The 14,856-nt window shown below is 41.1% G+C and carries 12 protein-coding genes; 10 read left to right on the forward strand and 2 right to left on the reverse strand.

From position 1 onward, the window contains the following. Nucleotides 1-13 precede the first annotated feature (13 nt). The gene (gene fdhF, locus ACQKL6_RS01605) at nt 14-2,947 is read right to left on the reverse strand and encodes a formate dehydrogenase subunit alpha (RefSeq protein ID WP_402870815.1); all 2,934 of its coding nucleotides are present in this window, start codon (nt 2,945-2,947) and stop codon (nt 14-16) included. Between the two features lie 335 nt (nt 2,948-3,282). Between fdhF and ACQKL6_RS01610 the strand changes: the two genes are divergently transcribed. The 10 genes from ACQKL6_RS01610 to ACQKL6_RS01655 all read left to right on the forward strand — a co-directional run bounded on the left by ACQKL6_RS01610 (nt 3,283) and on the right by ACQKL6_RS01655 (nt 13,558). Further along, nucleotides 3,283-3,645 (forward strand): DUF2294 domain-containing protein, encoded by a 363-nt coding sequence (locus ACQKL6_RS01610; protein WP_402870818.1) that lies wholly within the window; start codon nt 3,283-3,285, stop codon nt 3,643-3,645. 61 nt (nt 3,646-3,706) lie between these two features. Next, nucleotides 3,707-4,504, forward strand: a complete 798-nt coding sequence (fdhD, locus tag ACQKL6_RS01615; RefSeq protein WP_402870822.1) for a formate dehydrogenase accessory sulfurtransferase FdhD — start codon at nt 3,707-3,709, stop codon at nt 4,502-4,504. Nucleotides 4,505-4,816: 312 nt separating this feature from the next. Next, complete coding sequence (locus ACQKL6_RS01620; protein WP_402954456.1) at nt 4,817-6,886, forward strand: Na+/H+ antiporter; 2,070 nt, start codon at nt 4,817-4,819, stop codon at nt 6,884-6,886. Nucleotides 6,887-7,214: 328 nt separating this feature from the next. Then, nucleotides 7,215-8,267 (forward strand): fatty acid desaturase, encoded by a 1,053-nt coding sequence (locus tag ACQKL6_RS01625; RefSeq protein ID WP_402870829.1) that lies wholly within the window; start codon nt 7,215-7,217, stop codon nt 8,265-8,267. Nucleotides 8,268-8,360: 93 nt separating this feature from the next. Beyond that, the gene (locus tag ACQKL6_RS01630; RefSeq protein WP_403123891.1) at nt 8,361-9,479 is read left to right on the forward strand and encodes a sensor histidine kinase; all 1,119 of its coding nucleotides are present in this window, start codon (nt 8,361-8,363) and stop codon (nt 9,477-9,479) included. Between the two features lie 11 nt (nt 9,480-9,490). Continuing rightward, nucleotides 9,491-10,099 (forward strand): response regulator, encoded by a 609-nt coding sequence (locus tag ACQKL6_RS01635; protein WP_402870835.1) that lies wholly within the window; start codon nt 9,491-9,493, stop codon nt 10,097-10,099. Nucleotides 10,100-10,217: 118 nt separating this feature from the next. Further along, nucleotides 10,218-10,739 carry a peptide-methionine (S)-S-oxide reductase MsrA gene (gene msrA / locus ACQKL6_RS01640; RefSeq protein WP_427650395.1) on the forward strand — a complete coding sequence of 174 codons (522 nt, stop codon included), beginning with the start codon at nt 10,218-10,220 and terminating at the stop codon, nt 10,737-10,739. Between the two features lie 155 nt (nt 10,740-10,894). Continuing rightward, nucleotides 10,895-11,590, forward strand: coding sequence for a response regulator transcription factor (locus tag ACQKL6_RS01645; protein ID WP_402954447.1), 696 nt, complete (start codon nt 10,895-10,897; stop codon nt 11,588-11,590). Then, entirely contained in the window at nt 11,587-12,942 is a 1,356-nt protein-coding gene (locus tag ACQKL6_RS01650; RefSeq protein ID WP_427650396.1) for a sensor histidine kinase, read from the forward strand. Before ACQKL6_RS01645 ends, ACQKL6_RS01650 begins: the two co-directional genes overlap by 4 nt. A 64-nt stretch (nt 12,943-13,006) precedes the next feature. Next, the gene (locus ACQKL6_RS01655; protein WP_402954441.1) at nt 13,007-13,558 is read left to right on the forward strand and encodes a PepSY domain-containing protein; all 552 of its coding nucleotides are present in this window, start codon (nt 13,007-13,009) and stop codon (nt 13,556-13,558) included. A 91-nt stretch (nt 13,559-13,649) separates the two neighbouring features. On the opposite strand, the gene ACQKL6_RS01660 is transcribed toward ACQKL6_RS01655, so the two are convergent. Then, nucleotides 13,650-14,726, reverse strand: a complete 1,077-nt coding sequence (locus ACQKL6_RS01660; protein ID WP_427650398.1) for a tetratricopeptide repeat-containing glycosyltransferase family 2 protein — start codon at nt 14,724-14,726, stop codon at nt 13,650-13,652. Nucleotides 14,727-14,856 lie beyond the last annotated feature (130 nt).

The raw sequence follows: 14,856 nt of genomic DNA on the forward strand, positions 1-14,856 counted from the left end.
TTTACCCTCCTTATTATTTATCAGTTAAGTGTACATAACCCGGACGTGCCCACTTACGTTGAACCTCAACACCATTTTGAGGATGACGTTTTTTATTACGTGGGTTAGATCCCGGCAATGGAATTTCTCCGCTTTCTTTAAGCACTTCCATACGTACCTTTGTTTGTTTATAAGCAGGTGTACTTGTACGTTGATCATATATAGGACCAGTCAGGAAGTTGATGGCTGAATCCTTGTCGACTGAATTCATCGGAAGGAATAGTTCATTTTTCTTCACTCGGTCTGTAATAAGCACTCTTAATTTGACGGCACCATATGGTGATACCAATCGAACTAATCCGCCATCACTCACTTGACGTTCCTTGGCTAACTCCGGAGAAACTTCAACGAAAATGTCAGGAACTTTAGATTGAATTCCGTTTGATTTATTCGTCATATTTCCTTCATGGAAATGTTCAAGCATACGTCCATTATTGATATGAAGATCGAATTCTTCAGGGAATTTATGTGGTTCTACCCAGTCAGCTATGGCAAAGCGAGCTTTTTTATCAGGGAAGTTGAAGCCATCCGTATAAAGAAGCGGTGTGCTTGATCCATCATGACTTCCCCATAGGAAGCTGTTCCAGCCTTCAAGTACTTCGTAATTGGCTTGGCTGAAAATAGGTGACAGGCTTGCCATTTCATCATAGATGTCACTAGGATGAGTGTAATTCCAATTTGCACCTAAGCGGTTAGCGATTTCTTGGGTGATTTCCCAGTCCGCTCTAGAATCTCCCAAAGTAGGAAGTGCTTTATATAGACGTTGGACACGGCGCTCTGTATTCGTGAATGTTCCATCCTTTTCAAGAGAAGGAGCTCCCGGTAATACTACGTCTGCATATTGGGCTGTTCTAGAAAGGAAGATATCTTGAACAACAAAGAAGTCTAGGCTTGATAATACTTTATCCACATGGTTTGCATCAGAATCAACAAGTGCCATATCTTCACCGACAAGGTACATCGCTTTCATGTCGCCTTTTTCAATGGCTTCCAGCATTTCAATATTGTGCATACCTGGTTTGTTGTCAATTTTGACACCATATGCTTCTTCGAATTTAGCACGGGCAACATCATCCGTAACACGTTGGTATCCTGGTAGGAAGTTCGGTAGAGTTCCCATATCACAAGCACCTTGAACGTTATTATGGCCACGAAGCGGATAAGCTCCAGCCCCTGGACGACGGTAGTTACCTGTAGCCAATAGAAGGTTAGAGATGGCAGCCGACGTATCGGAAGCACCAGTGTTTTGTGTAACACCCATTCCCCAAAGAATACAAGTACCATCTGCATCGCGAATCGCTTCTGCAATTTGGATCAATGTTTCTTTTGAAATTCCTGTGTTTAACTCTGCATAATCAAGGGTATATTTTTCTAGTATCTCTTTATAATCGTCAAAGAAGTGAACATTTTCATCGATGAATTCTTGATCATGCCAGCCTTGGTCGATCATATATTTAGTAACGGCCATCAACCAAACTTGGTCAGTACCTTGTTTTGGACTGATATGGATGTCAGAACGCTCAGCCATTTCGTTTTTACGTACATCGGCAACGATCAGTTTTTGTCCGTGTAGCTTATGTGCACGTTTTACGCGTGTGGCTAGAACAGGATGTCCTTCGGCTGGATTTGCACCGACGATGATGACAAGTCCTGCTGCAGCGATATCTTTAATCGTACCAGCATCTCCACCCATACCGACTGTGCGGAATAATCCGTCTGTCGCAGGAGATTGACAATAACGAGAACAGTTGTCGACGTTATTCGTTTCGAACATTTGACGTGCTAATTTCTGAATCACATAGTTTTCTTCATTCGTGATTTTAGATGAAGAAATGAATCCTACGGAATTGCCACCGTATTGTTGTTTGATTGAACCAAGTCTTGATGCAACCAAGTCAAGGGCTTCATCCCAGCTTGATTCAACGAATCTACCATTTTTACGGATCAATGGTTTAGTGATACGTTTTTCAGAGTTTACGAAATCCCAACCAAATTTCCCTTTAACGCAAGTGGAAATCGCATTAACTGGTCCTTCATGCGTAGGTTGAACTTTAAGGATTTTGCGCCCTTTTGTCCAAACTTCGAATGAACAGCCGACACCACAGAACGTACAAACCGTTTTCGTTTTCTTCGTACGTGTATCACGCATAGCTGCTTCTATATCAGAAACAGGGAAAATTACGCTGAAATCAGGCTCGACATCTTTAACTAGGTCGATCATTGGTTCCATAATATCTTCTTTCATGGCTGTCATGAAGCCAGCCTCTCCAAGCATGGATTTCTCCATTAACGCATTACATGGACAGATAGTTACACATTGTCCGCAACCCACACATGATGAATTATTGATTTCAGTTCCTTCATCCCAAATAACACGTGGACGTTCTGCTTCCCAATCGATGGATAGCGTTTCATTAACCTGTAGATTTTGACAAACCTCTACGCATTGTCCGCAAGCGATACATTGGTTCGCATCATAGCGGTAGAATGGATGGGACATGTCCACAGCCAAATCCGGTGTAGTTTTAGGCGTAAAGTCTTGGTGCGGGATTTCCATTAATTCTACAGTGTTGTGCAGTTTACAGTTGCCGTTATTATTGTCACAAACTGTGCAATATAATAGGTGATTCTCAAGAAGACGATCCATCGCTTCATTTTGTGCTGCTTTTGCACTTGTTGAATCCAATGAGATATCCATGCTGCTATCGACTTTTGTCGAGCATGATCTAACAAGTTTCCCATTCACTTCCACGATACACGTATCGCATGTTTGAATCGGGTCCACTTCAGGAACATAACAAACCTGTGGATGGGCTATCTTATTTTCATTGATAACTTCCAAGATTGTCGATCCAGTTTTTGCTTTATAATCCAAGCCATTGATTTTAATAGTAATTGAATCGCTCATAATTTTTCCCCCTCTTATTACCAAAAAACACGAAAAAAACCACCATGATTACACCTCTGTCTCTGAACAGTGATGTAAGTCATGGTGGAAAAGTTTAAAAGCAAATCTTGCCAATATACCAATCCAAACCATTATATAAATGATGGATAAAAGATAGAAACATAACAAATCTTATTATGTGACCAACTTTCACAAAGGTATTATACCTTTAATTATAAAAAGAAACAATCAGTATGAGAAAAGTAGTTATTTTCAATAAACTTTTTTTTTTAATCTTATTGCTTTATGATAAGGAAATACTAGATGAAATATCATATGTTAGGAGCGAAATCAAGATGTCAAAAGTAATCCATGAATTCAATGATATGATTCGAAAGCTCCGAAAAGAACTATTCGGAAAAGGGCCAGAGCGTATTCATACGGTTTTTGTAGATAATATGGCTGTTTCCACGCTATATGGGAATTTGACTCCGACGGAAATATTCATTTCGAGTACGGAAGAGGGCAAAGACATGGTTCATTCAGCTAGGACAAAAATGATTCAGGATCTTTATTCAGTTGCTCCTCCAGAGGGAATGGAAGAGTTGGTCGGTGCGAACCTGGTTCATTTGTTTTCTGATATTAAAGTGAAGGAAAATATAGCCATTTCTGTGTTTGTATTTGACCAGGACATAGCAGGAAAACTAAAATCGAACTGATATCATTCTACTGTTTTTTATAAAAGGCAGAAAGTTCGCGTAGATAATGAGGAGTGAAGGCATGAAGGAGATAGAGAAAAAACGGGAGATCATCCGCATTAGCAAAGGGGAAGTCCAGCAAACGGAAGACACGGTTGTGACGGAATTTCCCGTCACGGTGAAGATCAATGGGCAAGAATTCGTGACGATGGTGTGTACACCCGAGTACATCGAAGATATGGTCATCGGTTATTTAGCCTCGGAAGGGATTATCCGGAAATATGAGGAAATCAAGGAAATTTGGTTTCAGGAAAAAGAAGGATATGTTCACGTCAAAACGGATAAGCTAAATCCTTATTACCAAGAGTTTCAAAATAAACGCTATATTACTTCATGCTGTGGAGGAAGTAGACAAGGTTTCGTCTTTGTAAACGATGCCCTGACTGCCAAGAAGATGGAGAATATGACAGTAAGGCTAACGCCGGAAGATTGCTTCCGCTTAATGAAAGACCTGCAACAGTCCGCGGTGACGTTCCAGCAAACCGGCGGTGTCCATAATGCGGCATTGTGTGATGTGAATGGGCTTGTATTAAGCCGAATGGATATCGGGCGTCATAATGCATTGGATAAGATCTATGGGTATTGCTTGAAGAATGGGATATCTTTAGAAGGAAAAGCGATTGTATTCAGTGGACGCATCTCATCGGAGATACTGTTGAAGGTGGCGAAGATTGGTTGCGAATTGATTCTTTCAAAATCCGCGCCAACTGAATTGGCATTGGAGCTGGCAGAGGGATTGGGCATTACAACAGTCGGGTTTATCCGTAATGATTCCATGAATATTTATACCTGCCCTGATCGGATTCAACTAAATGAATAGAAGTTATTAGACCCGAGTGGATGGCTGATCCCTCGGGTTTTATTTTGACGTCTTTTAGCTGCAAATGAAAAATCAGTTGATAATAAAATGAAACTTGAAAGTTGTCATACCTGTTTGTAATGAATAACTAAGGGGTATATCAATTATCGTTAATACAACAAAATATGCATGATTAATGCGAGAGTTTCATTTAAAAAATACACATTATAAGTAGGGACTATTATTAAAGTGGTGATAATCGCTTTAAAATATCTATGCTTTTTCACCTTTTTAGAGGAAATCGTACAAAATATTAGAAGATAGGAGGATTCTATGTCATTTTTAATCACTTTGCTCGGCTTATTAGTTTCCACAATAGTCGCTACAATCTTAAATGCTAAATGGCCTCGTATTCCGCTCCCGATATATCAGATAGCCATGGGGGCAGTCATTTCATTTTTACCGCTCCACTTATCATTAGACTTTCATTCTGAATTATTTATGATTTGTATTATTGCTCCCCTCCTATTTACAGAAGGAAAAAACACATCTCGGAAAGAAATGCTTGAGTTGCGTAAGCCGATTCTGTTATTGGCATTTGGGTTAGTATTCGTGACTGTTTTTGCAGGTGGCTTTTTTATCCACTGGTTAATTCCAGATATGCCTTTGGCTGTGGCTTTTGCCTTAGCAGCGACCATTACCCCAACGGATGCAGTAGCGGTACAATCCATTACAAAAGGCTTGAAATTGCCCGGAAACATGATGCCCATCCTTGAAGGAGAATCGCTTTTCAATGATGCAGCCGGAATCGTTGCTTTTAAAGTGGCTTTGGCAGCTGCATTGACGGGCGTCTTTTCTATAAAAGATGCTTCGCTTAATTTTTTATTTGTGTCTTTAGGTGGGATTATTATAGGTCTCCTTCTGGGCTATTTAATCGTTAAATTGCGATTGTTCCTACGGGTTCATGGACTAGAGGAAATTCCTATGTCCATTGTTATTGAGCTGATTACACCATTTGTGATTTATATGGTTGCTGAAGAGTTCCATGTTTCTGGAATCTTAGCAGTGGTTACCGCAGGAGTCATACATGGCATTGAGCGGGATCGCCTTCAGAGTTCCACAACCAAGTTGCAAATTATATCTACGAATACATGGTCTGTATTAGGTTATCTTTTGAATGGTCTTGTATTTACTTTATTAGGATTCATGATACCGAGTGTTTATCAGGAAATTGAGTCCAACTTAAATAGGGGAACTCTTTTTGGAATTAGCGTCTTGATTGTACTTTTATTATTGGTGATCCGTTTTATTTGGGTATACATTCTTCATGATACTTTCACGAAAAACAGAGTGAATCCATTGGAACAATTTATTATGTCCAGGGTTCATCCTGAAGATAATAACGTTGTGGATGATAAGAATGTGTCAAAATCGCGATATGCCCTTTTGGCATCAGTTTGTGGCATACATGGTACCATAACTTTAGCTACCGCTTTATCCATACCAACTTTAATGCCGGATGACACGGCGTTCCCGATGCGTAATACAGTCTTATTTATCGCGGCCTGTGTAATTTTGCTAAGCGTCTTTTTGGCTACATTTCTTTTACCGATATTAATAAGGAAACCGACTGAATCTGAGGATGAACGTCTTACTACTGAAGAAGCTTATAAAATTGTGTTAAATAAGACAATCCAACTGCTGAGTAAAGAGGCAACCATGGATAATCAGAAAGCGATTCATCAAGTAATGGAAGATTTAAATGAACAATTGATAGATTTGGAACGTGGAATAACGAAAAGGCCGGATAATAAGACCATACAGGATTTGATGAAGCTAGGGACCAGCAAGGAAATGGAAGTCGTTTTTGGGTTAGTTCAAAAAGGGGCTATCTCCGAAACAACTTTTGAGCTTTATAAGGTGTATGTTTCAAGAACGTTAAACTATATGCAAAAATCACCTCTGAAAAGAGCGTGGATTAATTGGAAGACCCTCTTTATCAAAAACAAGATCAATGTCAAATGGGATAAAAAGTGGGAAAACAAATTAGAGAACTCTATTAATAAAAATGCGGACCTGATCCGGGAGTTCCGTAAAGCACAAAAAGAGGCACAAAAAGAAGCGATGATGGTAATCAAACAACAAACTACTCCAGAAAACCGTCATGAAGTCATGCTGGTCATTCAAAGATATAATCATTATTTGAATCCATTCGGAACACTAAGTGAAAAAGAAGTAAATCGTTTCGAAGAGATGGTCAGTCGTTTTCAATTGAATGCGATGCAGATCGAACGTGATATCATTCAGCAAATGGTTGAAGAGGATCAAATATCCACTAAAACAGCAACGGAGCTTAGACAAAACTTGGTTTATGATGAAATGCTCATGATCCAAAGTCAGTAAATTGATGATTCCCAGTATGTGTTTCGGCCGTTCGAGGTGAATCTGCTTTTTTCTGGAATATCAGGTAGGTTCTTGTCATTTCCATCATTTCATGCGTAAAACAAGAAAAAAAGGAAATAATAGGGTGGTTAAATGCGACTGTAAGACGGGTATATGACAGATGTCATATGAGTTCATTGACGTTTATGACTACAGTAGGTTGAAGAATGTAACTATAATTGAAATATAGAAAAGAAAACATTCATCACTACTATATAGAAGTTGATTCATGCCATTGAATAGACGTTATTGAAACACTCCATATTTTTTACATTTTAAGGAGGAAACTATGAGTAAACACGATCAAAAGCAGTTAAGAAAAGAAGTTGCGCCTTTTGAAAAGTCGAATACGAAATCAAGCGTGAAGCAGATCATCAATACATTTCCACCATTTTTTCTACTCTGGTTCTTGGCTTACCAGAGTTTGAGCATTTCCTATTGGCTGACACTGGCATTCGCCATTCTTTCTTCAGGGTTCGTCATCAGGATTTTCATCATTTTCCATGATTGCTGTCATTCCTCTTTTTTCAAAAGCAAGAAAGCGAATAATATCCTAGGTACGATTAGTGGGATTGTCACTTTATTTCCTTATGAACAATGGAAGCACAGTCACTCGATTCACCATGCAACAAGTAGTAATCTGAACAAACGTGGCACAGGCGACATTTGGGTCATGACGGTTGATGAGTATGTTGCGGCTTCATTCTGGGGACGTCTTGCTTACCGTTTATACCGGAATCCGATTGTCATGTTTGGATTAGGACCTTTTTATCTATTCCTCGTTACCAATCGTTTGAATGTTAAGGGAGCAAGAAAAAAAGAACGGATGAATACGTATCTTACAAACGCGGCTATCGTGTTGATATACGGCCTATTATGTTTGGCAATCGGTTGGCAGGCATTCCTTATGATTCAATTACCGATCCTTTTTGTATCGGGTTCACTGGGCATCTGGTTGTTCTATGTTCAACATCAGTTCGAAGATTCTTATTTTGAAGAAGAATCTGATTGGGATTATGTGAAGGCAGCTATAGATGGAAGCTCTTATTATAAGCTTCCAAAGGTTTTACAATGGGTAACGGGTAACATCGGTTTCCACCATGTGCATCATTTAAGCCCTAGAGTGCCGAACTATAATCTGGAGAAAGTCCATGATTCGACGCTGCCCTTACAACAGGCTACGACGATCACGCTCGGCTCAAGTTTGAAATCTCTCCGTTTCCGCTTATATGATGGAGAAAATAAAACGTTTGTAAGCTTTAAAGAAATTAAGGAACGTTTGAATGCAACGAAAACTAAAGTTGAAATGACTTCTAAACGACCAAGTTTACAAGAAAAATAAATATCCCGTCAAAAAACCATTCAGTTTCGATTGAATGGTTTTTTGACAAAACTTCGTAGTATATACTAGAAGGAAAAGGAACAGAGGGACGCTATGCAAAGTTGGTATCATATTTTTCCGAAGAATACTGGATTAAGCCCGTATGTCTGGATTATTTTCTGTATTCTTCCTTTTTACTTCATTTTTAGATCATCCTCGATGTCCGAAATCATTTTCGGTATAATTATGATCATTTTATTTTTCATCTCCTACGGATTTTCGTTCGCCTCCAAGGGATGGGCCGTATATGTTTGGACAGGGATACAAATTGCCATTTCCATATCGATGACCATCTTTTTCGGTTTTATTTACTTTTCTCTTTTTCTAGCGTTCTTCGTAGGCAATGTTCAAAATAAGGTAGGCTTTTTTGTCTTATATTCGGTTCAACTATTGGCTACCATCGTGTCCGTCAATATTGGGTTCATCATGAAAGACCCCATTTTCTTTTCACAGTTTCCCTTTATGCTCATTTGTATAGTGGGCGTGATTCTACTCCCGTTCAATACGTATAATCGAAATAAGCGGGATAAGCTAGAAGAACAGCTCGAAGATGCCCACAAGCAAATTTCGGAACTTGGGAAGATGGAGGAACGTCAGCGTATCGCGCGTGATTTGCATGATACATTGGGGCAGAAGCTTTCACTGATTGGGTTGAAAAGTGACCTTGCTGGAAAGTTGATTGATTTGAATCCTGAGTCGGCTAAGAAAGAGATCAAGGATATACGTCAAACGGCGAGGACAGCGTTAAAAGAAGTGAGGGAAATGGTGTCGGAAATGCGTGGGGCTAAGCTTAGCGACGAAGTCATTCGGGTCAAGCAGATTTTGAAAGCTGCCCAAATAGGCTTTGAGTTGGATGGCTCTACGGATTTACGAGCAACACCCTTGTTTGTCGAAACGGTTTTGAGCATGTGCATGAAAGAAGCCGTGACCAATATCGTTAAGCATAGTAAGGCCACGCTATGTAAAATTTCCATTGAAGAATTGAAGACGGGCGTAATGATTAAAGTCGAAGATAATGGGGTGGGTCTTACTCAAACTTCGGATTTCTATAAAGGAAATGGACTTCAAGGTATGAAAGAAAGGCTGGAGTTTGTGAATGGAAGCCTGGACATAGAATCAAACAACGGGACCATCGTTTATATAAAGGTTCCGAATGCAATTAAAAATGAATAGGTGGGATTAACTTGATTCGAATCGTGATCGCTGAAGACCAGCGGATGTTACTCGGAGCGCTTGGGTCCATCCTCGACTTGGAAGAGGATATGGAGGTTGTCGGGAAGGCCAGCGATGGAGAAGAAGCCATGAATCTCATAAATCGATTGCAACCAGATATCTGTGTCACGGATATAGAGATGCCAGTGAAAACCGGACTGGATGTTGCGGAAGAGATTAAGAATAAAGGAATCCAATGTAAGGTCATCATTTTGACGACATTTGCCCGTCCCGGTTATTTTGAAAGAGCCAGAAAAGCTGAAGTGGGCGGCTATTTACTTAAAGATAGTCCAAGTGAAGAACTGGCCAATTCCATCCGTGTCATCATGGATGGAAGGCGCATCTACGCCCCAGAGCTTGTGGATATGGCCTTTGAAGAAGAGAACCCATTGACTGAACGAGAAACGCAAGTGCTTGGGCTGATAGCGGACGGAAAGAATACAAAGGAAATTGCCAACCAGCTTTTTCTTACCAATGGGACGGTCCGGAACTATATTTCGGTCATTCTCGATAAACTCGATGTCAGTAATCGTGTGGAAGCGATTGTTCGGTTCAAGGAAAAAGGCTGGTCTAAAGATTAAATAGGATGGGCCATATGGCTTATCCTATTTCTTATGAAATCAGCAACCACTACATAAAACAAATGGTTATGGTATATTGGTTTTTATTACATTAGATGAGTAAAGGGGGACGATTGGTATGGAAAAGGCAATATTTGCTGGTGGTTGTTTTTGGTGCATGGTTACACCATTCGATGAACTGCCAGGCATAGAAGGCATCATCTCTGGTTATTCAGGTGGACAGGTTGAAAACCCTACCTATGAGGAGTTGAAAACGGGGACGACGGGGCATTATGAAGTTGTTGAAATTACGTTCGACCCTCAAGTTTTTGCTTATGAGAGATTGCTTGAATTATATTGGCAGCAAATTGACCCAACCGATGATGGAGGACAATTCCATGACAGAGGAAGCCAATATCGGACGGCCATTTTCTATCATAATGAGACACAGCACCAATTAGCTCTTGAATCCAAAGAGCGACTAAGTGCAAGCGGAAAATTCAAGAAACCGATCGTTACGGAAATCCTTCCGACCCAAACTTTTTATCCTGCTGAGGAATATCATCAGGATTATCACAAGAAAAACGAAAAACATTATAAAGAGGACCGTGAGAAATCTGGCCGTGACGAATTTATCAGTCAGAATTGGACGGGTAAATAATTCATCTCGATTCCCAAACCTCTTGTTTCAATATGAAAGCAGCCCTCTTCTAGAAAGATGGCTGTTTTCTTTTTAATTTTTTCAATGGGAATCGTCCATTTCTCATGATATTTTCATATTTCTTCAGTACACTAAGATTTAGGTGGTGTTGAATGATGGATAAACGAATTTTGATCATAGAAGATGAAGAGAAAATCGCAAGGGTGCTGACGTTGGAGCTCAACCATGAAGGGTATCAAACCGAATCGGCTTTTACCGGAAAAACAGGACTCGAGAGGGCGGAAGCGCAAGACTGGGATTTGATTTTACTGGATGTGATGCTCCCTGAGTTAAATGGGATCGAAGTATTAAGACGATTCAGGAAAAAGAATGTTCATACGCCGGTCATCCTTCTGACGGCAAGGGATGCGGTACCGGATAAGGTGAATGGGCTTGATCATGGAGCGAATGATTATGTAACCAAGCCTTTTGAAATAGAGGAATTGCTGGCCAGGATCCGTGCGTGCTTTAGGAGCCAAACTGGCGGCGGCATTAAAGATGTAAAAGAGGATAGTCTAACGATTCACGATTTACAATTGGAACTGGGCACAAGAGATATCCTGCGTGCCGGTAAGCGGATTGAGCTGACTTCCCGCGAATTCGATTTGCTGGTCTATCTTTTACAAAATAAGAATCAGGTTCTGTCACGAGATCAGATCATCTCCCATGTATGGGGATATGATTTTTCTGGAGATACGAATGTGGTGGATGTGTATATCCGGTATTTGCGTAAAAAAATCGACTATCCTTATGATGTGCCTCTCATTCATACTTATCGCGGTGTGGGGTATAGCTTGAAGGAGCCGCTATGAAGATCCGGACAAAAATCCAATGGTACTCGAGTTTGTTTTTGACCATCATGCTGGTCTTGTTAAGTGTCTTCGTCCTCGTTGCTTTTCTTTGGATTTCTATAGAGCGGGAACAGGATATACTCGAAAATCAGGCAAAGCTACTAGAAGAAAACGTACAGGTGGGAGATCTCTTTTCCGGAGATTCAAAGGCGATTGAGCCCTATACGCCGGACGATGGGATGGTGCGGATTTTCAATTCGAACGGTTCCTTGGTAAATCGCTTTGTTGATGAAGATGGACTTGAGGAGCTAGCGGTGAAATCATTTGACGATAAGGGGTATAACTTCGCAAAAGTGGATGGTGAATACGTATTGACTTACCGATCGCCCTATCCGGAGGAAGGCGCTCCGTCGGGGATGATAGAGGTCACCCAAATACAGGATGCCCTCCTTGAACAGTTATCCATGCTGGCGCTTGTGCTCGTTGGTTCATCCTTATTTGTCATTCTCTTATCGGTTATCGCCGGGAAGTGGTTGGCAAACCTTATCCTAAAACCGATTTCCATCATGAGCCGGACCATGTCGGATATTGAGGAAAGCGGAGAATTCAAAGAGATCCCATTGCCGGAGAAATCAAAGGATGAACTTCAGGTAATGGGGGTTGCATTTAACAGGATGATCGGAAGACTTGAACGGAACTTTAATCAGCAACAGCAATTTCTTTCGGATGCCTCGCATGAACTGAAAACGCCGATAACCGTGATAGAAAGCTACGCTTCCTTATTAAAACGTTGGGGCATGAAGGATGAGGCGATTCTAGAAGAGGGAGTTGAGGCGATTCATCATGAAGCGCTCCGGATGAAGCAGCTGACGGGACATCTACTGAAGGCCGCTTCCCAAACGGAACCGTCTTCCGATATGAAGGAAGAGATCGAACTGATTTCATTTTGTGAGCAAATTGCCCAAACGTTCAGACGGACTACGGAACGTGAAGTGACTGTCAGTTCAGAGCTTTCTTCCATCCATACGGAGACGGTTTCAAGTAAGCTCGAACAGATTCTTATAATCTTATTGGACAATGCGATGAAATATAGTGATTCAGCGATTCACATTTCCATTCATGTGAAGGACGGAAGACTGTTGATAGAGGTACAGGATCAGGGTGTAGGCATTTCTGAAGAGCATCTGCCGCACGTGTTCGAGCGTTTTTACCGGGTAGATTCCTCACGGGCAAGGAAAACGGGGGGGAATGGGCTCGGTCTATCGATTGCTCGCTCCCTAGTTGAGTCTCTTGGCGGAAGATTGGAGATTCAAAGTGAAAAGGGAACGGGTACAACCGTCACGATTAGTCTTTCTCATCAAATTCTAATCTAGCATTCATGGTGGCCTCATAGAGAATGGTTATTCTTAAGGTACAACTTAAAGGAGGAATTCATTCATGAAAAAGACATGGGGCAAAATAAAAGAAAACATCAACAAAAGGAAAAAAGCAATCATAACGATATCAGGGGCAGCGGTTTTACTATTCGGTGGTGTTGCCGGAACGGCAGTGTATGCGGTCAACCAGGGAACGTTATCTGAAAAGGATGCTATCAACATGATATCTGGAGAACTTGGTGGCGAGGTTGTCCAAGTCGAAAAAGAGTGGGACGAATATCCGATCACGTATGACATGACCGTTAAAACGGAAGAAGGTTATCAGGATGTGGAAGTCGATGCGAAAGAGGGGACGGTCCTATCTCAAGAGATGGACGATGATCAGGATGAGGACGCATTGATCCAGGAAGCTTTGAAAACGGCAAAAATCAGCATGGAAGAAGCTGAAAAGATCGCCCTGAAGCAGGTGGAGGGTCAAATAACGGATCTAGAAGCGGATATGGAAAATGGCATCCTTGTTTATGAATTGGAAATCAAGCAAGACCAGAAGGAATACGATCTAGAAGTTGACGCGAATACAGGCAAAGTGTTAAAAGTGGATTTGGACGATTAAAAAGACCGGGCTGCCTTTCAACAAGAAGAAGCACCTATTAGCTTAATGACTGATATAGGTTCACCCCCGTTTAAGATAAACGGGGGTGTTTTCATGTCTCGTTCATGTCTTGGAAGTATTTCCGATTATAGAGCACGGCAGGGTGATTAGGCACGAATTCAGATGCTAACTCATTATGCTTGTTAGCTTCACCGTACTTTCCAAGACGGTCATAGCACAAGCAGAGCTGGATATGAGGCAGCCATGTATAGCAACTTCGGTCAATGAAGGGGCTTTTATTTTCTGGAATGGCAACTTGTGTCGCTAAATTGTACCAGAATATGGCGCGTTCATAATCATTTTGCTGCAGATAAATAGAGCCGAGCCGGCAGCAGTTTTCTCCTCTTGGGGTATCGTATTCAAACGATTTTAAGCAACTTTGGATGGCTGGAAGCCAATCTTTGGTCTGGAGAAGGCAATCGGAAATCTTTCCACATGCTTGAATATTATCCTCGCTCCAGCCCTTGCCCTCATCGAGGAACTTTTGATACCATTCAATGGCTCTTTCGTAGTGGCCGTGGTCCTTGCACTCATTTGCAAAATAATATTTGTCACGTGGTGTGAAAGGATGTCCTGCTTTGAGTGCTTTTTCATAGATCTTCAAATTCCGGTCGCTATGGACCTTTTCCTTTTTATGAACAATCGCAATATCCGATTGAAAAATATTCCCCTTCACATCGAGGTATTCATGAACGAATCCAATCCACCGGAAGTTCTTTTCTCGTTTTACGAGCCGGTTTCGACGCGAGCTGAAGCTAGGGTTGCCATGCTCATCAAATGAGAGATGATAGAACATCATGACGGAGTCAACATAACTAGGAAGCGTTTCTTTGAGCGTTAATAACTTTTGCTTATTTTCCATTGTTAAAATGTCATCTGCGTCGAGCCATAGAATATAGTCCTTTGTCGCTTTCGAAAAAGCAAAATTCCTCGCTGCGGCAAAATCATCAATCCATTCAAAATCATATACATGATCTGTGAAAGTGGCAGCGATTTGTTTCGTCTGGTCTGCAGACCCTGTATCGATGATGATTATTTCATCTGCCACTTCACCTACGGAAGTAAGACAGGCAGCAAGCGTGTCTTCTTCATTCTTTACTATCATGCAAAGACTAATCGAGATAGCCATTTTTTCACCTCCGCTACCAGCATATTAATGACTACTCGTATGGGTGTTACGCGGTAAGGTAAAAGGGCATGGGTTTCCCCATTTATAACCTTTGAAAGGTATCCAATGAAAGAGTCATCCCCAATCTATC

It is taken from the genome of Peribacillus sp. NPDC097197 (genome assembly GCF_050278025.1).
Classification (GTDB): Bacteria; Bacillota; Bacilli; order Bacillales; family DSM-1321; genus Peribacillus.

What these genes read in the sequence shown, in the direction of transcription:
- fdhF (WP_402870815.1), bottom strand. Translation starts at nt 2,947, where the DNA reads ATGAGCGATTCAATTACTATTAAAATCAATGGCTTGGATTATAAAGCA.
- ACQKL6_RS01610 (WP_402870818.1), top strand. Translation starts at nt 3,283, where the DNA reads ATGTCAAAAGTAATCCATGAATTCAATGATATGATTCGAAAGCTCCGA.
- fdhD (WP_402870822.1), top strand. Translation starts at nt 3,707, where the DNA reads ATGAAGGAGATAGAGAAAAAACGGGAGATCATCCGCATTAGCAAAGGG.
- ACQKL6_RS01620 (WP_402954456.1), top strand. Translation starts at nt 4,817, where the DNA reads ATGTCATTTTTAATCACTTTGCTCGGCTTATTAGTTTCCACAATAGTC.
- ACQKL6_RS01625 (WP_402870829.1), top strand. Translation starts at nt 7,215, where the DNA reads ATGAGTAAACACGATCAAAAGCAGTTAAGAAAAGAAGTTGCGCCTTTT.
- ACQKL6_RS01630 (WP_403123891.1), top strand. Translation starts at nt 8,361, where the DNA reads ATGCAAAGTTGGTATCATATTTTTCCGAAGAATACTGGATTAAGCCCG.
- msrA (WP_427650395.1), top strand. Translation starts at nt 10,218, where the DNA reads ATGGAAAAGGCAATATTTGCTGGTGGTTGTTTTTGGTGCATGGTTACA.
- ACQKL6_RS01645 (WP_402954447.1), top strand. Translation starts at nt 10,895, where the DNA reads ATGGATAAACGAATTTTGATCATAGAAGATGAAGAGAAAATCGCAAGG.
- ACQKL6_RS01650 (WP_427650396.1), top strand. Translation starts at nt 11,587, where the DNA reads ATGAAGATCCGGACAAAAATCCAATGGTACTCGAGTTTGTTTTTGACC.
- ACQKL6_RS01655 (WP_402954441.1), top strand. Translation starts at nt 13,007, where the DNA reads ATGAAAAAGACATGGGGCAAAATAAAAGAAAACATCAACAAAAGGAAA.
- ACQKL6_RS01660 (WP_427650398.1), bottom strand. Translation starts at nt 14,726, where the DNA reads ATGGCTATCTCGATTAGTCTTTGCATGATAGTAAAGAATGAAGAAGAC.